Annotated in this window: 19 protein-coding genes; 5 read left to right on the top strand and 14 right to left on the bottom strand. The window is 59.7% G+C overall.

Annotation, left to right across the window (positions count from 1 at the left end; genetic code table 11):
- The first annotated feature begins 111 nt into the window (after nucleotides 1-111).
- A complete protein-coding gene (locus BRA42_RS00710) occupies nucleotides 112-474 on the top strand; it encodes a hypothetical protein (RefSeq protein ID WP_292410389.1) in 363 nt (120 codons plus the stop codon).
- Nucleotides 475-480: 6 nt separating this feature from the next.
- Nucleotides 481-2253 carry a ribosome biogenesis/translation initiation ATPase RLI gene (locus tag BRA42_RS00705; protein ID WP_342771272.1) on the top strand — a complete coding sequence of 591 codons (1773 nt, stop codon included), beginning with the start codon at nucleotides 481-483 and terminating at the stop codon, nucleotides 2251-2253.
- Nucleotides 2254-2458: 205 nt separating this feature from the next.
- Here the strand turns inward: BRA42_RS00705 and BRA42_RS00700 are convergent, their stop codons facing one another.
- The 14 genes from BRA42_RS00700 to BRA42_RS00635 form a co-directional block, all read right to left on the bottom strand.
- Nucleotides 2459-3637 carry a hypothetical protein gene (locus BRA42_RS00700; protein WP_342686175.1) on the bottom strand — a complete coding sequence of 393 codons (1179 nt, stop codon included), beginning with the start codon at nucleotides 3635-3637 and terminating at the stop codon, nucleotides 2459-2461.
- Nucleotides 3622-4113: a chemotaxis protein CheD gene (locus tag BRA42_RS00695; protein ID WP_292408016.1), complete on the bottom strand. Its 492-nt coding sequence runs from the start codon at nucleotides 4111-4113 to the stop codon at nucleotides 3622-3624. Before BRA42_RS00695 ends, BRA42_RS00700 begins: the two co-directional genes overlap by 16 nt.
- 16 nt (nucleotides 4114-4129) lie before the next feature.
- Nucleotides 4130-4744 (bottom strand): chemotaxis protein CheC, encoded by a 615-nt coding sequence (locus BRA42_RS00690; RefSeq protein WP_292408013.1) that lies wholly within the window; start codon nucleotides 4742-4744, stop codon nucleotides 4130-4132.
- Nucleotides 4745-4756: 12 nt separating this feature from the next.
- Nucleotides 4757-6715 (bottom strand): chemotaxis protein CheA, encoded by a 1959-nt coding sequence (locus BRA42_RS00685; protein ID WP_292408010.1) that lies wholly within the window; start codon nucleotides 6713-6715, stop codon nucleotides 4757-4759.
- The gene (gene cheB, locus BRA42_RS00680) at nucleotides 6708-7742 is read right to left on the bottom strand and encodes a chemotaxis-specific protein-glutamate methyltransferase CheB (protein WP_292408007.1); all 1035 of its coding nucleotides are present in this window, start codon (nucleotides 7740-7742) and stop codon (nucleotides 6708-6710) included. Before cheB ends, BRA42_RS00685 begins: the two co-directional genes overlap by 8 nt.
- A 2-nt stretch (nucleotides 7743-7744) precedes the next feature.
- Nucleotides 7745-8107, bottom strand: coding sequence for a response regulator (locus BRA42_RS00675; protein ID WP_292408004.1), 363 nt, complete (start codon nucleotides 8105-8107; stop codon nucleotides 7745-7747).
- A 66-nt stretch (nucleotides 8108-8173) separates the two neighbouring features.
- Entirely contained in the window at nucleotides 8174-8983 is an 810-nt protein-coding gene (locus tag BRA42_RS00670) for a CheF family chemotaxis protein (protein WP_292408044.1), read from the bottom strand.
- A 34-nt stretch (nucleotides 8984-9017) separates the two neighbouring features.
- The gene (locus BRA42_RS00665; protein ID WP_342770722.1) at nucleotides 9018-10121 is read right to left on the bottom strand and encodes a hypothetical protein; all 1104 of its coding nucleotides are present in this window, start codon (nucleotides 10119-10121) and stop codon (nucleotides 9018-9020) included.
- A 3-nt stretch (nucleotides 10122-10124) separates the two neighbouring features.
- Nucleotides 10125-11720, bottom strand: coding sequence for an archaellar assembly protein FlaJ (gene flaJ / locus BRA42_RS00660; protein ID WP_292407997.1), 1596 nt, complete (start codon nucleotides 11718-11720; stop codon nucleotides 10125-10127).
- A gap of 5 nt (nucleotides 11721-11725) precedes the next feature.
- Nucleotides 11726-13582 (bottom strand): type II/IV secretion system ATPase subunit, encoded by a 1857-nt coding sequence (locus BRA42_RS00655; RefSeq protein WP_292407995.1) that lies wholly within the window; start codon nucleotides 13580-13582, stop codon nucleotides 11726-11728.
- Nucleotides 13583-13585: 3 nt separating this feature from the next.
- Nucleotides 13586-14329 carry an ATPase domain-containing protein gene (locus BRA42_RS00650; RefSeq protein ID WP_292407992.1) on the bottom strand — a complete coding sequence of 248 codons (744 nt, stop codon included), beginning with the start codon at nucleotides 14327-14329 and terminating at the stop codon, nucleotides 13586-13588.
- 3 nt (nucleotides 14330-14332) lie between these two features.
- Complete coding sequence (locus BRA42_RS00645; RefSeq protein WP_292407989.1) at nucleotides 14333-14815, bottom strand: flagellar protein FlaF; 483 nt, start codon at nucleotides 14813-14815, stop codon at nucleotides 14333-14335.
- Nucleotides 14816-14817: 2 nt separating this feature from the next.
- Nucleotides 14818-15321 carry a flagellin gene (locus tag BRA42_RS00640; RefSeq protein WP_292407986.1) on the bottom strand — a complete coding sequence of 168 codons (504 nt, stop codon included), beginning with the start codon at nucleotides 15319-15321 and terminating at the stop codon, nucleotides 14818-14820.
- A gap of 3 nt (nucleotides 15322-15324) precedes the next feature.
- Nucleotides 15325-16125 carry a hypothetical protein gene (locus tag BRA42_RS00635; RefSeq protein ID WP_292407983.1) on the bottom strand — a complete coding sequence of 267 codons (801 nt, stop codon included), beginning with the start codon at nucleotides 16123-16125 and terminating at the stop codon, nucleotides 15325-15327.
- A 505-nt stretch (nucleotides 16126-16630) separates the two neighbouring features.
- On the opposite strand from BRA42_RS00635, the gene BRA42_RS00630 reads away from it, so the two are divergent.
- The 3 genes from BRA42_RS00630 to BRA42_RS00620 all read left to right on the top strand — a co-directional run.
- Complete coding sequence (locus tag BRA42_RS00630; protein ID WP_292407980.1) at nucleotides 16631-18196, top strand: oligosaccharide flippase family protein; 1566 nt, start codon at nucleotides 16631-16633, stop codon at nucleotides 18194-18196.
- A 321-nt stretch (nucleotides 18197-18517) separates the two neighbouring features.
- The gene (locus tag BRA42_RS00625; protein ID WP_292407977.1) at nucleotides 18518-19306 is read left to right on the top strand and encodes a methyltransferase domain-containing protein; all 789 of its coding nucleotides are present in this window, start codon (nucleotides 18518-18520) and stop codon (nucleotides 19304-19306) included.
- 42 nt (nucleotides 19307-19348) lie between these two features.
- On the top strand, nucleotides 19349-20413 hold a 1065-nt coding region (locus tag BRA42_RS00620), incomplete at its 3' end, for a Coenzyme F420 hydrogenase/dehydrogenase, beta subunit C-terminal domain (RefSeq protein ID WP_342772061.1).

Raw genomic sequence — 20413 nt, 5'->3', positions numbered from 1 at the left:
CTATAATGTTAGGAATTTCGCCAGTCCGGGGAGTGACCGGAGGCCTGCTCTTCGCCGGGCTGCCGTCCTGTGGCGACCCCCTTTCGGGAATGGCGCAACACTGGTGTCACGATGAGCGAGAATGCAGTAGCAGCAGAGGGTGAAAAAGCGCGGCCGCGGACACGTGCCGAGAAACAGGTCGAGCACAGAAGTCGGATAAAGCGGACGCTGGTAGCCTGTTTCATGGGTATCCTGACCGGAGGCCTCTCGTTCTACCTCTCTGGCACCCCCGACCCGGTGACCGGGCTCCAGCCACATGCCGTCATCGGCCTGCTGTTCCTCGCGGCGGGCGTCGTCTTCCAGAAGCACGTCTTCATGCTCATCCGGGTCGACTACATGGAACTGACCGGCAAGGACTGGTTCTACCAGAGTTTCATGACGTTTGCCCTCTGGTTCATGACCTGGACGCTCCTCTTAACCACCACTGTCCTGTGATTTCTCATGCGCATTGCTGTAGTACACCGTGATCGGTGTCACCCCGTTAAGTGCGGCACCGAGTGCATCATCTACTGTCCGCGTGTCCGGACCGGCGACGAGACCGTCGTCATCGGCGAGGACCAGAAAGCCGTCATATCCGAGGAACTCTGTGTCGGGTGCGGCATCTGCGTAAAGAAGTGCCCGTTCGAGGCCCTTGCTATTGTCAACCTCCCCGAACAACTCGACCAGCCGATCCACCGCTACGGTCAGAACGGCTTTGTCCTTTACGGTCTTCCGATCCCCGTCGAAGGGAAGGTCACCGGTATCCTCGGGCCGAACGGTATCGGCAAGAGCACGTCGGTGAAGATCCTCTCGGGCACGCTCGTCCCGAACCTCGGACGGACCGATGCGCCGGTCTCCTGGAAGGATGTCCTCGACCTCTACCAGGGGACCGAACTCTTCGACTACCTCCAGCTTCTCTCGCAGAAGGACGTGAAGGTCGCCGTAAAACCGCAGTACATCGACCAGATCCCGAAGGTCTTCTCCGGGTCGGTGCGTGACCTCCTCGCGACGACCGACGAGCGCGGGAAACTCGACTATTACATCGACCGGCTCTCGCTCAGGGCGGTCCTCGACCGACCGATCACGACCCTCTCCGGCGGCGAACTGCAACGGGTGGCGATCGTCGCCTGCCTTGCGCGCGACGCCGATTTCTACTTCCTCGATGAGATCACGCCATATCTCGACGTTTACCAGCGGATGGCTGCAGCAACTCTGATCCGCGAACTCGCCCAGGACCGGCCGGTCGTGATCGTGGAGCACGACCTCGCCATCCTCGACATGCTCGCCGATACCGTGCATATCGCCTACGGAGAGCCGGCAGTCTTCGGTGTCATCACCCATCCGAAAGGCGTCCGGGTGGGGATCAACCAGTACCTGGAAGGGTTCCTTCCGGAAGAGAACGTCCGGTTCAGGGCCTATCCAGTGACGTTCGATACCCGGGCCCACGCCACGGAGACGAACCGGGAAGTGCTGCTCACATTCCCGAAGATGACGAAGCGTTTTACAGAGTTCTCGCTCACCGTCGACGGCGGGGAGATCCGGAGCGGCGAAGTCCTCGGGGTCCTCGGAGCGAACGGTATCGGGAAGAGCACGTTCGCCCAGCTCCTCGCCGGGGTGCTCGAGCCCGACACCGGGTCGATGGACACCCGGGTGCGAATCTCCTATAAGCCGCAGTACCTCAAAGGCGACACGGAGGCGACCGTCGAGGAACTCCTCCGGCAGACGACGACCCGGTTCGACACCTCATACTACCAGCACGAGATCCTGGAGCCGCTCTCCCTTGCGCAGTCCCTGCAGGCGCCGGTGAACACGCTCTCCGGCGGTGAACTCCAGCGCGTTGCAATCGCGATCTGCCTCTCGCGCGACGCCGACCTCTACATCCTGGACGAGCCGAGCGCTCACCTCGACGTGGAGCAGCGGGTGAAGATCTCCCGGATGATCCGCAAGCACGCCGAAGGGCGGGACGCGAGCACGCTCGTGATCGACCACGACATCTACGTGATCGACATGATCAGCGACCGGATCCTGGTCTTCGAGGGAGAGCCGGGTCTGCACGGCAAGGCCGTCGGACCGTTCGATATGGCGCCGGGCATGAACCGGTTCTTGAAAGCGCTCGGGATCACCTTCCGGCGGGACAAGAGCGGGAGACCGCGGATCAACAAACCGGGATCGTTCCTGGACCGGGAACAGGTCGCGGCCGGGGATTACTACTACGCGGAGATCTCAAAGTCGTGAGGGCGGCACCGGGAGATCTTCTCTTTTTCCGGTGAGGCAGACGGCGCCAGAGGGAGTTTGGGAGCAACAGACTGCGGGCAGGTCTGGATGGACGGACCGTTGGAGAGCAGTTTCGCCCGTCCTCTTCCGACGTAATCGGTAAAGGAGGAAAGAGCCCCATACCGTGGTATATTCACTGGGATAGCCGGACCCCAATCCCGTGCCTTCAATCTCCGCTCGCCACCCGGGACCCTGCCGCCCCGAGCCATTCCATAAGAGACGCCCACGCCCCCTCAAGCATCCCGGCAGGCTCTCCTGAGGGCGGCGGGGCCCCAGTGGAGGTCTCGACCGTGCCCTCATGGGCCTCCGGCGTCTGCGTCGGAACGGCGGAGAGAGCGAGCACGTCGGCCTCCGTCATCGGCGGGACGTAACCCACATTTCCGGAAACGACAAACCAGCACCGTCCGTCGGCGTCGATAAAGAGTTTTTTGACGAAGTTCGAGCGGAGGCCGTCCCCCGACGTGATATGCATGGCAACGCCCGATGAGTTCCACCCGTAGATCCCCTTATCCGACGCTATGAGCAGCAGCCCCCCGGGCGTTGCCGCGAGGTCGTGGATACTGACCGGGAACGCGCTCAGGTCCTCGACGTCGAGGACCGGGGTAACCTCTCCGGCGGGGGTGTAGTGAAAGACCGTCGTGCGGTTGAAGAGGTATACGCCCCCGAACGGGTCGGTCCGGACCCCGGAGATCCCCCGCATCCGCTCGCCCTCATGGACGACCTGCTCGAACCGGGCATCGCCGGTCCCTTTCCTGACCACCTGGATGCCGTCGCGTTCGGACCCGATGACGAGCACGTCGCTTGCGGCGTCGACCACCATGCTCGTGACCGTATAGCACGCGAGACCCTCGGCTCCAAGTGGCTGGTACCATGTCCAGACACCGTCGTGGTAACGGTGGAGGCCCGCCTGCCCGGTGGCAACCCACATCTCGTCCCCCCACCGCGCCATACAATTGATGTTGCGGTTCTTGAGGAACTGCTGGTCATCAATGGTCCGATACTCCTCCCCGTCTCCGATCTGAAGCCCGTTCGGATACCCTATCCAGAGATGGCCCTCGTGGTCGAGAGCGACCGCGGTCACCATCGTGCCGAGGGGCGCCAGCATGCCGTAGGGCGTCTCTCCCGGGTGCCGCGCATTGACCGAATACCAGGTTCCGTTTGCCGTATACACGGAGATGCCGGCATCCGTCGCAAAGATAACGTCTCCATACCTGCCGTTGGTCGCATCCGTCACCCCGGCGGACGCGATGCCCGAGTCGTAGTCGGGGGCCTCGATGTAAAGAGCCGAGGAAACGGCGACGGGGAGAGAAGCAAGGACAATAAAGAGTATCACAATTCGACGCATGTCCCATCCGCCCTCTTGATGATGAGGCGCCCCTTCCCCTCCGGCCAGAAGTACACGGATCGCCCGACCTTCCCGCCGGTCTCCTCATGTCCTATCCTGATGCCCTGTTCACGGAGCAGGTCCTTCACTGCAGCGGCGTTCCGCTCGCCGATATTCAGAGAATTCGCCGAATACTCAAACATGCTTGCACCACCGACGACGATTGCGGTAACTGAAAACTTCGTGCTCCCGAGCCTCTCCATCTCCTCAAGTACGGCAGAGACGGCGGTATCCGCGAACTTGCCGGGACGGTCGGTGCTTCCGTGGCTTTCAGGAAGCATGATGTGGGCAAGCCCCCCGAGGGACCGTCGCGGGTCGTGCAGGATGAGCGCGATGCAGGAACCAAGCCCGATTGTCCCCATCGGGCATGTCCCGACCCGGAATTCACCCAGACCCAGGATTACGGCCTTCGCTTCGCCGAAAAAATTGTTCTCCATGGTATCCCGGAGCGGATTACGGGATAGGTTTCATCAGGCGTTCCAGCATGAGAGACACCTGCTGCATGAGTTCGGTGTTCGGGAGCAGGTAGATGCACCCGTAGACGGGCGGCGCCTCGCTCACCAGTTCGGTATTAAAGATCAGGACGTCGTTCACGTCGCCCGCCATCTGCGCGACGATGGACTCAAAGGCCGCATGCGCCATATCGATGGCCAGCGCCGGGGGCGACGGCAGCATGACGATGCCCAGAAGTTCCGCGGTCGCATCGAGAAACGCCGAGATCATGATATTCCCGATCTCGATTGCGGCGCTCTGGTCCATCTCATTGATCTCGCGCCCGGTATCGTTGGTGCCGAGCATCTGGTTCGTCAACTGGATGACCGTCTCCCGGGGCATGCTGACGACGATATACCCGCCGTCCGCAACCTCCCCCTGGATCTGGAAGACGACCATCGCCGATATCTCGTTGCCGATGATGCTGTGCATCCGGGCGATGTCGACGACCTGTACTTCCGGCACCTTCATCTCAATCGGGCTCATCAGCATCTGGGATAAGGATGTCGCGGCGTGCGCTGCACCGATGTTTCCAAACTCCGAGAGCGCGTCTAACTGAATCGAATTCAACTCCATAATAGGCGTCTCCTAAATCATTGTGTTTACGTCGAGGACCGGCACGACATCACCGTCTCCGGGAATGGTGATCCCGCTGATGCCGCGGCAGGTGCCCGCAATACTGGAGAGCGGTTTAACCACCACCTCCTGCTGACCGTCAACGGTATCAACGGCAATACAGCACTTCCTGCCGTTATTTTGCAATACAACCAGGGTATCGCTCTTCTGTGCCTGACCAAACATATCCTCCAGGCGGTACATGGGGAGGGTCTGGTCCCGGAGCAGGACCGCCTCGCTGTTCCCGATCCGGTGGACCGCCTCCGGCCGCGCCTGCGCCACCTCGACGACGTTGCTGATCGGGATGGCACACCGCATGCCGTTGATGTGCACCATCATGACGTCGATGATCGCCATCGTCGGAGGCAGCACCAGCTCGAACCTCGTTCCCCGTCCAATCTGGGATTCAACCTTGATCGTCCCTTTGAGCGATTCAATCGTCTTCTTAACCACGTCCAGCCCGACACCCCGGCCGCTGATGTCGGTGATCGTCTCGGCCGTGCTGAACCCGGGTTCGAAGAGCAGATTGACGAGTTCGTCTTTCGTTGCCGCCGTCGCCGCCTCGGGCGTCACTATGCCTTTTTCAACAGCCTTCTTTCGGATCTTCTCAGGATCGATGCCGGCGCCGTCGTCCTCGATGTCGATGATGACGTTGTCCTTATCCCTCCGCGCCGCCAGACGAAGCAGTCCTTTTCGCGGTTTCCCGGAGGCTTCACGGACATCCGGGGTCTCGATGCCGTGGTTCACGCCGTTCCGGATAAGGTGCAGGAGCGGGTCGGAGAGACCGTCCATCATGCTCCGGTCCAGTTCGGTCTCGCCGCCCTCGATGAGGAACTCGACCTCCTTTCCGTCGTAGTTTGCGACGTCCCGGACGACACGGGGGAGGCGGCTGAAGATGCGCTCGAGCGGCATCATCCGGATCCCCATCATGAGGTTCTGGAGATCGGAGACCGAACGGCCGACCATGCTCAGGGCTTCATCGAACTCCTTGATGCCGTGCTTCTTCGCGATCAACTCCAGCCGTCCGCGGTTGATCACCAGGTCCTCAACCAGGTTCATCATCCGGTCGAGCCGGTGGATGTCGACACGGATGTTCTTGATCTCCCGGCTCTTCTCGCTCTTCGCCGCCCGCTGCACCTGCGGTTCCACATGTGGTTTCGCATCCGGCCCGGGCGCTCCGGCGGTCTCCCCGGTTTTCGCCGGAGGAACGGATGCCACCGCCGGCGGCGATGAGCGGGAAAGGGAGAGGAGAGAGATCTCGGGGCCGGAGGCGACGGTTCTGAGCGCATCCTCTCCCGCCTCGCTCTCGATGAGAACCTCGAACGATCCGTCGAACTTCCCGTCCTCGATGAGGTCACGCGAGGGCGTCGTCGAGAGGATCGTCCCGACATCCTCCAGGTTTTGCAGGAGCAGCATGGCCCGGACGTCCTTCATGCTGCTCCCCGGGTCGATAGTCACCGCCAGCGTGTAGGCCGGACGGTTGTCGGCCGCTCCTGCCGGCCCGGTAGAGACCGGCTCCTGCAGGGGTTCCTGTCCATCCCTGGACACTTCTTCGGTAAATGCCCGGAGTTCCTGCACCAGGCTTTGCGATTGTTCGTCCGACGGGATACCCCCCGCTTCGACGGTATCCAGCATTCCCTCAATGGCGTCGGTGCAGGTGAGCAGCAGGTCGGTGAGATTTGAGGTCACTTCCTGCTGGCCGCTCCTGATGAGCGAGAAGACGTCTTCCATCGAGTGGCAGAGGTGCTCCATTGCATCAAAGCCCATCGATGCAGACATCCCCTTGAGGGTATGTGCAGACCGGAAAATCTCGTCGATCGCAGTCTGCTGGTCTTCCCCGCTCTCCAGGGCAAGGAGATTGTTCACGATGTTTTCGTGGTTCTCCCGTGACTCTTCAACAAACAGTTTCCGGTATCCTTCTTCATCAAACATGATCGACCTCGAGCCGACTGACGGTTCTCGTTATTTCGCGCGCAAGGTTCCCAAGCGGGACCACCCGGTCGACACACTCCCGGGAAAGGGCGGACCGCGCCATCCCGTATACGAGACAGTCCTCTTCGGCGCAGACCATCGTGGTGCCGCCGGCGTTCTTCACGGCAAGGGTCCCCTCGCCGCCGTCGCTTCCCATCCCCGAAAGGATCACGGATATGGTGCGCGGACCAAACACGTGCGACGCAGTGGTGAAGGTCACATCGACGGCCGGCCGGACTGCATGGAGCGGTGGGGCGGTCGAGTGGACGACCCGTCCGTGGTTTCTCCCAGAGCCCGAAATGACCTTCGAGACTACGGTGTGGTAACCTGCCTTTGAGATCAGGATTACTCCCGTCCGCAGGGTGTCCCCGTTCCCGGTCTCTTTCACCGGCAGGGACGAGATCCGGTTCAGGCGCTCGGCGAGCGATGCGGTGAACCCTTCGGGCATATGCTGGGTGACGACGACCGCTGCAGGCAGGTCCGGCGGGAGGGCGGCGAGGAGGACGTCGAGCATCGGGGGGCCTCCCGCCGAGGAGCCGACCAGCACCACCGTATCAGCCTCTTTCTTCTCTGCTGAGACGGGTTTTACGACCGTGGGGAGCAAAACAAGGTTCCGGATCTTCTGGACAAGTTCTCTCTCGATGCCCCGGACGTTTGCGATATCCCGCGGTTTGAGCATGAAATCGTCCGCACCAAGCCGGAGCGCCCGATAGGTCATGTCGGCCTGCCGGGACGTCAGCGTACTTAAGACGATCACCTTCGGCTTCGGGTTCGTCCCCCGAAGCGCCTCGAGCGTCTCAAGGCCGTTCATCCGGGGCATCTCAATGTCGAGGGTGATGACGTCGGGCTGCAGTTTCGCTACCTTGTCGAGGGCGTCGATGCCGTTGACCGCCGTCCCGACGATCTCGATATCCGGGCTGCCTTTGAGCAGATCACGGAGAATTGTCCGAATAAAGAGCGAGTCGTCGACGATCAGAACCCGTATCATGGTTACGCACTGAGAACGTTCTGGACCTCTTCGAGGACTTTTGGAGCCTGAAACGGCTTGACGATGTAGCCTCTCGCCCCGCTCTTAACGGCGAGTTTGACCATCTGCTCCTGTCCGACTGCCGTGCACATAATGACCCTGGCTGCGGGGTCGGCGGCCTTGATGGCCTTGAGCGCCTCGATCCCGTTAACCTTCGGCATGACAACGTCCATCGTGACGAGGTCGGGTTTCAATTCCTGGTATTTAGCAAGGGCCTCTGCCCCATCCGCCGCCTCACCGACGATGTCGTGACCGCCTGAGAAGAGGATGTTCTTCAGCAGCGTTCTCATAAACATTGTATCATCGACGATCAGGATTTTCCCCATCGAACATCACTCACTGTTTATTTGGAAAATGCATTATATATGTTTTCTTATTTTGAAAAAATAAGGTTATTTATTCATTGGGGATTTAACAGTATCTGAAATGAATCTGACGCCTTTGGCAGTCAACTGTATCTCCTTTCGGATGTAGAGTACTTCGGCAAGCCCTATGCTGAGGAGGTGTTCATAGATGGCGTCCAGGTCTTTGTGCGAGAGTTTGAGCATGTTCTCGATGGCGCTCGAATCCATCCCGCTGTAGACCAGCATGGCCACCTGCCCGGTCAGGGGGTCGAGCTCCTCGTTGACCTCGGAGTCACGCGTTGCCTCTTTAAGGAAGTTGTAGAGGACCTGGAGCGTCGTCATCGGGCAGAGGACGAAACTCGTCACGACCTCGTTCTCGATGAGGTGATCGATCTTGACGACGTTGAGGTCCTTCTCCTGGATCTCCCGGGACGTGAGTTCAATGCCGGTCACCTCGTCGAGGGGGATGCAGACCTGGGTCTCCTGGCTGACAAACCAGATGCCGGTCTTCATGACGGCGATTGCTCCTTTCTCCCACCGGGCGTCCTGGATGAGCACTCCCCCGCGAATTGCCGGCGACATGAAGAACGCATTCAGCCGGTAAGCGCTCGCCTGCGTGATGACGAACTTCTTTAAGACGGAGAGGACCTTCTCCACCGACGCGATACGGTAGACCGACGCGCCGTCCACACCGGCAGTGACCATCACCTGGTTCTTCTTCTCTTCGAGATCGACCACGGACTTATAGAGGACCTCAACGTTCAGAGGGGCATCGATGCGAAAACGGTCCTCTCCGATGCCCATCATCGTCGGGACCCACTTCCCTTCCTGCTCGATTTTTACCGGAACAGACTTCATCATTGTCAACACACCTTCTCTCCTCGTCGGGGGATCATCGTGCCTTCATCGCCACGAGGACATCCTCAAGCTCCGCGGCAAGGTCTTCCGCGTGGTATTTCTCCCCTTTCAGTTCGCGGACCAGACTGATATCCTCAACAAACTTCTTTTTCTTGACGTCGGACTTCAGCGCAGCGATCAGGTCGTCGTCGACCATACCGCCCGACGCAAAGGAGACCATATCGAAATCTTCCTTCGGCTCCTCTTCCTCCGGAACGACCACCTCTACCGGGACGGGCTCTGCTGCTTCAGGTTCTTCCTCCTCATCCCCGGTCTCGATCTCACCCGGGTCGAGGTCGTCGAGCGTGGAGAGTTCCTCGCTCAATGCGCCGAGGTCCGGCATGCCGTCGTCCCCGGGCAGTTCCGGACCGCCGGCGGTTATGGACGGAAGGGCCATAGCAGGGTCGGCGGGGAGTTCGATCCCGGACGTAAGGTCAAGGTCGTCAAGGTCGCTCTCGTGCGTCTTGAGGATCGCCGCCACCGCGTCTGCATCTTCCCCGGAGAGGAGAGAGATCTGGTCGGACTCATACGCCGTCCCGGGGCCGGACGCCTCGCCGTCAAGGTCAAGGTCCTCCAGGGAATCGAGGTCCAGGGCCGCGAGCGAGGCAAGAGGATCGACCCCGTCCTTGCCGCCGGCCTTCGGCGGGACCGGGGCTATGGACAGATCGGGGACCGCACCGTCAACGGTCTGATCGAGCACGGCATCGATCTTCTCAAGATGTTTCTTCTTTGCAGCCTCGGGAGTACGGGCGTGTGCGATCGTCTCCCGGATTGCGGCTGCGAGGGTCCCGAACATGCCGGGCAGGTTGATCTCGGCGGATGCGAGACTCCGAATTCGGGACGGCTTCTCTGCCGTCGAAGCCGGTTTTTGTGTATCCGTTGCTTTTGGGCTGTTCCTTTGTCTCCCCTCGCTCCCGGAACGCAGTCTTGAGGGTTTTAAGTCTTCAAGGTCAAGCGCCCCGGTAACGAGGAGGGCCAGAAATCCTGCAACCACGGTGCCCGCAATGATGACCTCAACCGGGGCATCGGCAATGATGATCAGAGAACCTGTACCGACGGTTATCAGGAAGAGCAGTGGACGACGTATGTTCTCTCTCAACGCTTATACCTCCGTAAATGTCGGAATGGTAAAGAATATGGCAACAACGATCGGTGCGACGATGTAAATGATCCCGGTGACCACACAGAGCAGGCTTGCGAAGAAGTAGTAGAGGTAGCGGTCGCCGCCCATGACAATCCTTCCTGCAAACATGTTTGCAACGGTCAGCATTAAGAGGATCGTCACCACATAGGTCCGCATCGTGTCTTCGGGGAAATTTACGAAGATGTTTAGGGAAGTCATCGCAGAACCGCCGAGCGAGGAACTTCCCGTAAGTGCGGCGGAGGTCTCGGAGAATTGTTCCATCACACCGGTTACCGCGCGGGACATGGTGAGGAGGATTTCGAAGAGGAAAACAAAGATCCCGATCATCGCCCCGTGCATCGGGATGAGCAGGACGACGAACCCTTTCACCATCATGTCGCGCTTGCTCCGGAGCAGCACCTGCTCAAGCATCGACGACCCGACGATCTTTCCGATCTTGTCGGGAGACCCCCCGAGGGCCACCGCGTCGCGGAAGATGTTCATGTACTTGTAGATCAGGTAACTGCCGGTCTCACCGATGAACTTCTTCCAGCTCTTGGCTTCATCGAGCCCGAGGTTCAACTTCGACGAGACCGAGTTGATGAACGGTTCCAGGTGGGGAAGCGATTTTCTATCCACCTCCTGGAGCGCATCGCCGGTGGTGATGCCTTTGCCACCCATCACCGACCCGAGGCCCCGGATGAACGTGGCGAAGTCGGTGTCGCGGTTGACGACATTGGCGTCGTCGATGTAGCCGATGATCCCGAGCGGCATCAGGAGCAGGCCGGCAAGCAGGAAGATGATACCGGCGTTGGTGCCGAGAAGGACGAGCGCGAGCACAATTGCCACGACAATCGGGACGATCAGACGTTCCAGCCTCCGAATGATGCCCTGCTCCTTCGAGCAGATCTCCATAAGCCCGTGCGTCCGGGGGTCGTCGGGGACGGCCCGGTACATGATCCCGATGCCGAAGACCGAGATCGCGAGGGTGATCAGGTAGGAGACATTCAGCGTCGGCTCGATCCCGTCGGGCGCGTAGATGGCCACCGATATCATGAGGATGATGGCGATGATCGAGGCGGAGAGGAGCATCGCGATGTAGGCGTCGCTCCACTTCCTCAGGAGTTCGATCCCCTGCTCGAATGTGTTCCGGTAGATGCTCCGGATACTCGAGAGTTCCGTCCCGATGAAATCGTCGTCGGGGACGCCCGAGTCGATGGAGTTTGCATAGCGGTTGAGCATGCTCTGAAGGGTCTTGTTCCTGCACCGCTCGGCAACCGCACGGAGCCCCTCGGCATAACTGTAGCCCCACCCGCCGACCAGGCGCTGCACCTTTGCTATGTAGCGCGACGGGACGTACTCGAACCTTTTCGCGGTATGCTGGAAGATCTCGGGCCGGGTCACGGCGGACGTAGTGATCGCGGCCATGTAGGTGTACATGAGGAGCAGGTCCTGCCCCATCTTCTTGTTCTCAAGGATATAGGACCGGAGGCCGGAGAAAAACTCCGCCTGCTCCTCAAACGGCATCTTGCCCTGATTTGCGTCCCGGATCCGGTCGGTCACACCCTCAAACAACGCTTTTACACCTCGATATCGAGCAGGCCCTGCTTCTTGATCTTCGTGGTCATGTGGAAGAGGTCCCAGAACTGGGTATACCCGGCTTTATGAAGCCGTTCAAGGATATTCGCCCGCTTTTCGACTTCATTGTAGATATCAGCCCGCCGGTTCTCCGGAATGCCGAGCATCGTTGCAATCTTGTTCTCAAGGAGGTAACTGCTCCCTTTCCCACTGAAGGTGAAGGTGTCGGTCGCCGGGTCCCAGACAAACGCCGCCATGAAGGAGAAGCCCTCGGTCTCGGGGTCGTAGCCCACGAGTTCGTTGATGCTGAGCATCCGCCGGACGGTCCCGCCATGAGGGAGTTTCACGGCGCTCTGGATGATGACCAGGTTCAGGTTGTCGACGTAGGTCTTCGGGATGTTGATCGGGTCACCGCAGAGACGCTGGATCAGTTTCTCAACGGAGGCAGCGTGGAAGGTGCTCATCACGGGGTGGCCGGTCTGCATTGCGGAGAACGCGACGGACCCTTCTACACCACGGATCTCACCGACCAGGATCTGGTTCGGACGCTGGCGAAGGGCGGATTTAAGAAGATCGAACATCGTGACCTCGGCTCCTTCACCCTCCCCCTTCCCTTTGGCCTTCGCGACTTCACGGGTCCAGTTCCTGTGGGGGACCGTCAACTCCGGGGTATCCTCGATGGTGACGATCTTGTTCTCCGGCGGAAGGAACGTCGTGAGGGCGTTTAAGGTCGTCGTCTTGCCGCTCGCGGTCTCGCCGGAGACGAACATCGACATGCCGTACTCGAGGCAGATCCAGAGGTAGCCGGCCATCATGTAGTTGCATGCTCCGCTCTCGATGACCTGCAGGATGCTCAGGGGGACCTCGTTCACCTTACGGATGGTGAAGTTGCTCCCGTGCTTGCTGATCTCGGTCCCGTAGACGATGTTGATACGTGAGCCGTCGGGGAGGGTTGCATCTACGATCGGGCTCCGGTAGGTCAGCGGCCGCTTGATCCGTTCGGCGAGTTTGACGACGAAGGCATCGAGTTCCTTTGAGTCCCGGAACCCGACGACCGATTTTAAACCCTTGAAGATCTTGTGTTCGATAAAGATCGGCCCGACGCCGTCGCAGGTGATATCCTCGATGTATGAATCGGAGAGAAACGGTTTGAGGGTCCCCATCTCGATCTTATCGCGGATCAGCAAATACTCAAGCGCCTTGTATTCCTGCTGCGAGAGGACGATACGCCCGTCGGCGAGTACGGGGCGGCAGGGTGTCTGCGGCGACTTTGGTACCGCACCGATATCGGAGGTGAGGAAGAGTTTGACCCGGCTTGTGATGTCTTTCGGTGTCGCACCGGCGAGCAGGGACGGATCGATCACCTCGCCGGGGCTCTGGACGTAGACGATCTGCCGGATGAAGTTTTTAAGCACCTCGATACGTGCCTTCTCGGTCACCGGCTCCTCGTCGAGGGCGTCGATCATGTCGATCAACCGGTCCTCGATCAGCGGGAGAACCTCTTTTACGGAGTGGAGGAACGAGGGCTCGATAGGGATGTACCAGTTCCGGACATCGTCCGGGTCCGGGAAGATATGGACGAACGTCGTCTCGTTCACCGGGTAGATGATGTTCGGGTTCTCCATCGATTTTAAGTCCCGCTTCAGCTCCGAGAGGAAGAGCGGAATCCCGACGGTGTTGACCGGCAGGATGTGGAGGTACTCGAGGAGGTGGGGGCTCGCTTTGACGTAGTCCCGGGCGTTTGCCGGGAGCATCCGGTAGAGGGCGCAGGACTCCACGTTGTTGTAGCAGTCGTTCCCTTCGTCGATGAACTCGGGTTCGAAGGGGAGGGTCACTGTTGCTTCCAGCGCCGAACTCATCCTTCACACCTTCGCGACCGTGACCGGGATGACCTTGATGCCGTACCCGGGGTGAACTTCGAAACTGATAATGTTCCCCGTGGTCTTTCGTGCGCCGCGGACCTTGACGACCTCGAGCATCATCACGTACTTGCCACCGACGAGCGCCTTCTTCATGAAGAGGTGGGCATCGCAGATCGAACGGATGCGGACAAGAGAGTCCTCGACGAAGGCGTAGGTGTGCAGGGTGATCAGGATGGTCTTGCCGTGGTCGACGAGGTTCTTGCAGTTCGTGAAGAACGTGAGGACCGTGTCCTGCTTTGCGTACTCGGTGAAGAGCGTGAGCGAGTCGATGACGATCACCTGCGCTTTGCTCTGCTCCATGTAGTGGATCATCCGCTCGAGCGTTCCCTGCATCTTCTCTTTCGTCCACTCGAACCCGACGACGTGCATGGGAAAGACCCGGAGGTAGCCCCAGGCGAAGTAATCGGAGATGTCGAGGCTCATCGACTCCATCTGGGAGAGGAAACTTTTGCTCGTGTTCTCGGTCGAAAAGAGGTCGACGTTGAACCCCTGCTTTAAAGCCCCCCAGATGATCTGCTGGGTGAGTACGCTCTTTCCGGTGTCGTTCTCTCCTTCGATGAGCGTGAGCGATGTAAGCGGGAGGCCGTCGGCGATCTTCTTGTCGAGTTCGGAATTTCCGGTCGAGAGGATCGTTTTGTCGGGCATCTCGAGGATGCTGCTGTTTGCGTCATCACTTATGGCCATATTTCATGCTCCCGGGGTTATGTATGCTGAACTGGAGACGCCGTTCGGGGTGACGACCTGAACCCATGTAGGGTTGGCGTCCTCCGTGTATGCGATGGAGAGGTTGAGGGTCTCGCCGGGATCGAACGTTCCGGGGTGGACAGCGTCCGGGACGATCTCCACCGTGTTCCTGTTGCCGTAGGGGACGTAGACCGGGACTCCCTCGCTCATGAGGTAGACGTCGACGGAGGAGAGGTCGATGATCGGTTCGCTACCCGTGTTCTTCACCTCAACGTAGAGGGTTTTGTCTGCGGGCGTCGTGTTCAGGATCGTCGTGTTCAGGATCGTGATCGCCGTCCGCATCCGGGCCTCCTGGTGGGTGGCGAGGTTGCTCTGGGCCTCGACGACCACCTCCGTGGTGGCGAGGGTGCCGCCGACCAGGACGTAAGCCGTGACGATCAGGAGGAGGATGCCGATCCCGGATGCGATGAGAGGTCCCGCACTCATGGCTAGTCACTCGCGGTGAAGGTGGTTGACCGTGAGAGTCCTGTGGGGAGGACGAACTGGAAGTAGACAACCCCCTCTTTATCGGGGATCTTCTCAGTCTTTGCACTTATGTGGAGGGTCTCGCCGGGGTCCCAGTGGTTGTTCGGGGTCACCTCCAGGATCGCGTAGGTCCACTCATTCCAATCCGGCTCGCTCGACGTCGTTGGAGTAAGCCTGACAAAGTCCCCCCGACCGCCAAGGAAGACGTCGACCAGTTGAATTTCACTACTGACGATCCGGTTGGTGCCGACATTCTTTATCCAGATCTCGGCAGTCTCATTCTTGGCGCTGGCATACGTCGTGACGATCCGCACATCCGTGCTCAACCGCTCGTCCACGGTGTGAGATGACGACGCGATCGTGCCCGAGATCGTATAGACTACGGGGATAATTGCATTGATGAGGACGCCGGCCGATATGACGGCCGCGATGAGAAACATCGCTGTGCCAATTGCTTCACTCGACATCCATCATATCCTATCCAGGAGCTCGATCCAGGTGTCGCTCGTATCCCGTTCTCGCGAGGATGTCCCGGCGTCCTGCTCTCCCGGGCGGCCGTGAGTGAGCATCAGCACCTCAATCATATCCCGGTCGAGTGTCGAGTCGTTGGGATCGAGGATCCGGTTTAAGACGTAAAGTTCCGAGACAAACTCGTTCGGGCCGATCTCCGAGACGTCTCTCCTGGTATCGGGAGCCATCCGCATGATCTCCCGGATCTGATCGGCGACTTCATCGGTGATGTAGCCCATCGACCGGTAAGCGTCGATCATGATCGTCATGTGTTCACGCCCGTACTTGCAGCATCCCTGGTGCACCCACGCAAAAAGCCGGTGAACTTTCTGGAGTTTGAGTTTCCCTGCGGGCTTTTCCCCGAGAAGAGGGGCCGGGCCGCCTGGGGAAAGAGGAGCCGCGCCGGGGTCGGCCGGGAGGGAAATCCCCTTCAGACTGTCGGCGAGAAGACTGAGGCTCTCCGGTCCTGCATCCTCATCGAGCCCGGCCGGAACTTCGTCGGGCACCTCATCGGCGTCTGCATCACCGGCGTCCGGGGCGGCGTCCGGCGGCTCAAATCGGTTTCCTGCGTAAGACGCGGCGGCAGTGGTGAACGGGTTGTCCAGTTCATTCATCCGTTCGCGAAGGTCGATGAGCAGCCGCTTGATTGAGGTCTTGACAAAATCCAGCTCCTTCTCAAGGGTGTCGAGACGGGCCTCCGGGTCATCGGATGATGCGCCGGCGAGTATTTTATCGATCTGAGCCTGGTCTACCCCCACCATAGTAATAGATTATATCAGTGTAATCACTAATAAATGTTGCTCATAGTGGTGCTGATTCTCCAGCCTCCTTATCGTCTTCTGAACGTTTTAATAAGTCCTTTTGGGGATAAAACCAACCATATTGCAGATATTTAACGGATGATGCGGTACCCGGAGTGGCGAGGGGTTATGCACGCCCGGACGGCTGCATTCCTGCGGTACGCATAACGCTCAACCTTACGGACCGGTGCCGGCACAAACGGCTCCTCTTCTCTTCTCCCCGGCCCGGCCCGGCCCTTCGCCGAGGACTCGACGATGCACAGGTCCTCTGCCGTTCACCCGGGTGACTCCGATTTTTGCGGGATTTGAGGTACGGGGATAGGAGAGGCGAGTATCCGGCCAGCGATGGATGCCGGCTGCGCGAATTACGGCGGGCTTCAGGGACGGCAAGTGTTTAAAGAATGATAACGGTATCTCCCACAGATCGAGCGATTCCACATAGTCTCACTCGTCGGGAGGATAGGCCGTGCAGGGAGAGAATGGGACCAATCAACGTCGTGCCGCCCAGCTCCCCCGCAACCTCGCTGCAAACATCGCCTACTTCCTGGCGAACGTCGCCATCGGTATCCTCCTGGTGCCGTACTTCGTCTCCACGCTCGGAGTCGCGGCTTACGGGCTCATCCCGCTCGCAACGTCGGTCACGGGCTACGTGGCGATCGTCGTCCAATCCCTGAACACCACCGTCTCCCGGTTCCTCACCGTCGACCTTCAGCGGGAGGACTATGCGACTGCGAATAAGACGTTTAACACTGCTCTCTTCGGGCTCACCGTGATCATCCTCCTGGTGATCCCGGTCGTCCTTGTGGTTGCCTGGTTTGCCCCGTCGATCTTCCATGTCCCGGCCGGAGAGGAGACCGGCGTGTTTCTCCTCTTCCTCGGAGTCTCTGCCGCCTTTCTGGTCCGGGCCTGGAGCGGAAACTTCACGGTCCAGCTCTTTGCCTATAACCGCCTCGACCTCCAGAACCTGGTCAGCCTCACGAACCTTCTCGTCCAGACCGGGCTGATCGTTCTCCTTTTCACCTTCTTTGGCCCGGGTCTCCCCCTCGTCGGCGGGGCGTATCTCGTCGGGGCGGTCGCGGCATCGGGGGTCTCGATCGTCCTCGCCCGCCGGGTCTGCCCGTACCTCCGGGTGTCGGTCTGCTCCTTCGACCGCATGCGGGTGAAAGACCTCTGCGGGATGGGAGGATGGGTGATCGTCAACGATCTCGGCTCTCTCCTCTTTCTCCAGATCGATCTCATCATCGTGAACCTGCTCTTCGGGGCGGCATTAGCCGGGGAGTACGCGATCGCTCTCCAGTGGGTCATCCTTCTGCGGGCGGTCGCCGTGGTGCTCTCCGGCGTCCTGACCCCGACAATCCTCTCCTGTTATGCCCGGGAGCAGACCGGGACCCTGATCCGGATCGCGAAGAGCGCCGTCAAACTGATGGGGCTTGCCCTGGCCCTCCCGATCGGTCTCATCTGCGGGTTTGCACCGGACCTCCTTGCCGCCTGGGTCGGCGGCGAGTACGTGTTCCTCGCCCCGCTGATGGTCCTCCTGATGGTGCACCTCGCGGTCAACCTCGCGGTGCTGCCTCTTTTCTCGATCAGCGTCGCCTACAACCGGGTCCGGGTCCCGGGACTGGTGACGTTCCTTATGGGCATCGGGAACTTCGGCCTCGCGGTCGCTCTCCCGCTCCTGACGGGCCTCGGCTACTACGGAGTTGCGGCCGCTGGGGCGATCGTCCTCACCCTGAAGAACGCCGTCTTCACCCCCTGGTACGCGGCGAGGGTGCTCGGCATCGGCGCCCGCACCTTCACCCGGTCGATGCTCCCGGGGATCATTGCGACCGCTCTCGTCGGGTTTTCAGCGGCAGCCCTGGGTGCCGCCCTCCCGCTTCCGGCCCTGGCCACGCTTGCCGTCGCCGGCGGGGCAATTACCCTGGTCTACCCGGCGACGGTCTGGACGTTCGGTCTCGATGGGTTTGAACGCGGGCTCTTCGAGTCCTACCTGCCGCCGGCACTCAGGAAGATCTTCGGAAACCATCCGTCATGACAACCACCGTCGGGGCGGCGCCATGCACCACGGAAGACCGTACTTCCACCCCGGGGATCTGTCCTTTTTCGGCTCGAAGGAGTTTGGGCACGAAGTCATCATAAAAAGGGTCTGTGAACCCGGGTGAGGAGCAGCCGGGACACTTATGCATCATATTTCGACTCGTAAATGAGGACAGAATACAGGAACGGCTTTTACCCTGAGAAACAACCTTGCAGTGTTCGGGAAGAGACCTGAAGAGTGTTTCAGCAGAACCGGATTTTAAATATTTGTACCTCATCTACCCGGGCTTACGGATTGCCGTGAGGGGGAAGAGGTGCTATGTCCGAAAAATTTGATCCGGAAAAATTTTACGAGTCCTATCCGTTAAAAGTGATAGCAAGGCCGGGCTATACGACAAGAGCCCAGTATAAAAGTACACTTCTGTGGGATAGATATGGAGACATTGTCCTCAAAATTTTGGGCAGATGCCGAAATTATGCAGATATAGGAGGTTGTTTTGGCTTCGGGGCAAATGCGATGCGTTATCAGATATTTTGTACACAGGGGTCTTACCCTGCAACAAAAGTTTTTGAGATATCTCCGGAATTTATTTCTATCGGAAAGCACTTATTTCCCTATATTGAGTTCATAAAAACGGATTTCCGGTTGTACAACGGGGCGCCCGACGTGTTTGACCTGATAACTCTTTTTGATATTATTGAACACGTCCAAAACCCGGAAGAATTTCTTATATCGGTCGCGAAACGAACCAAACTTGCACTGATCAAGACGCCGATGGAAACGGGAGGAGATTGGTTTGGCGCAAAACCTCCGTTAAATCAGGGGGAGTCTCACGGAGACGGACATATTAATTTCTACTCTCCAAAGGAATATCTTGCATTGCTGGACCGGAGCGGTCTGGAATTACTGGCGGGGAAGTTCGTAAAATCTATTGTACCGTCCGGGACGGGAAGGAGAATTCTGATCCCCGAGTGCAGTCTGTCAAAGAAAAGCCTTTTAACGGCCGGGTTATCCGACATTTACCAGATGACACCTTATTTTATTACTCGCAGGCTGGTTGGACGGGGAGATCACATCGGCCTGGTAGGGTCGCGCCGAAATCTGTGATAGGGTATATTTGTAAGGACCGACCTACCCGGGGACGTTCACATGAAACCATCCGTCATGGCGGCCGTCGTCGAACCCGGCCTCTGCATCGGCTGCGGCCTCTGCGCCGCCCTCTGCCCGGAGGGCGTCCTTGCGATGGGGTGGAACCGCTACGGGGAGTACAACCCGGCAGAGGTCTCGCCCTGCACCACGGGGTGTGGCCTCTGCGCAAAAGTCTGTCCGTTCTCTGATACCGGGGAGGACGAGGACACGATCGGGGAGCGGCTCTACGGGGCGGTCCCGGGGGTCCGGCACCGTCCCGAGACCGGCTACTACCTTGCCTCCTATGTCGGCTACTCGGAGAAGCACCGGCTGGCCGGTGCCTCGGGCGGGATGGCGACCTGGCTCCTCGAAGCGCTGCTTGCCGAAGACGTCGTCGACCATGTCATCTGCGTCGCCCCCGCCGGCAATCCCGACAAACTTTTCGCCTTCCGGGTCTTTTCTACCCCGGAGGACGTACGCACCGGCGCCGGCTCGGCCTACTACCCGGTGGAGATGTCGGGGGTCGTCCGGCAGATCCTCGAAACACCGGGGCGCTACGCCGTCACCGGGCTGCCCTGTTTCATCAAGGCACTCCGGCTTGCCCAGTTGAGGAACAGAAAACTCCGGGAGCGGGTTGTCGTCACCGTCGGCCTCGTCTGCGGGCAGCTGAAGAGCTGGTACTTCACCGACTACATCGCCGCCCTTGCCGGGGTGAGGGGGGAGGTGACGGGGGTGCGCTACCGGGGAAAGAGCCCGGACCGCCCGGCGACGGACTATCACTATGCGTTCACGACGAAAGAGAGCGGGGAACGGAGGATCTCCTGGAGCGAGGGGATCGCCGAGGCCTGGACAAACCGGTGGTTCACGCCGAAGGCCTGCAGTTACTGCGACGATATCTTTGCTGAGTGTGTGGACGTGACGTTTATGGACGCCTGGCTGCCTGAGTACTCGGTGGACGGCCGGGGGACAAGCCTCCTCCTGGTGCGGTCGCCGGCGGTCCGGGAGATGATTGAGCGGGGGCGGGGGGTCTGTCTCGATCCCATCGCTATCGAGCAGGTGGCGGAGAGCCAGGCCGGGGTCGCGGCG

This window comes from Methanoculleus sp. UBA374, assembly GCA_002508705.1.
GTDB lineage: Archaea > Halobacteriota > Methanomicrobia > Methanomicrobiales > Methanoculleaceae > Methanoculleus > Methanoculleus palmolei.
Note: the sequence above shows the minus strand (reverse complement) of the source record. Positions and strands in the feature narration are given on the sequence as shown.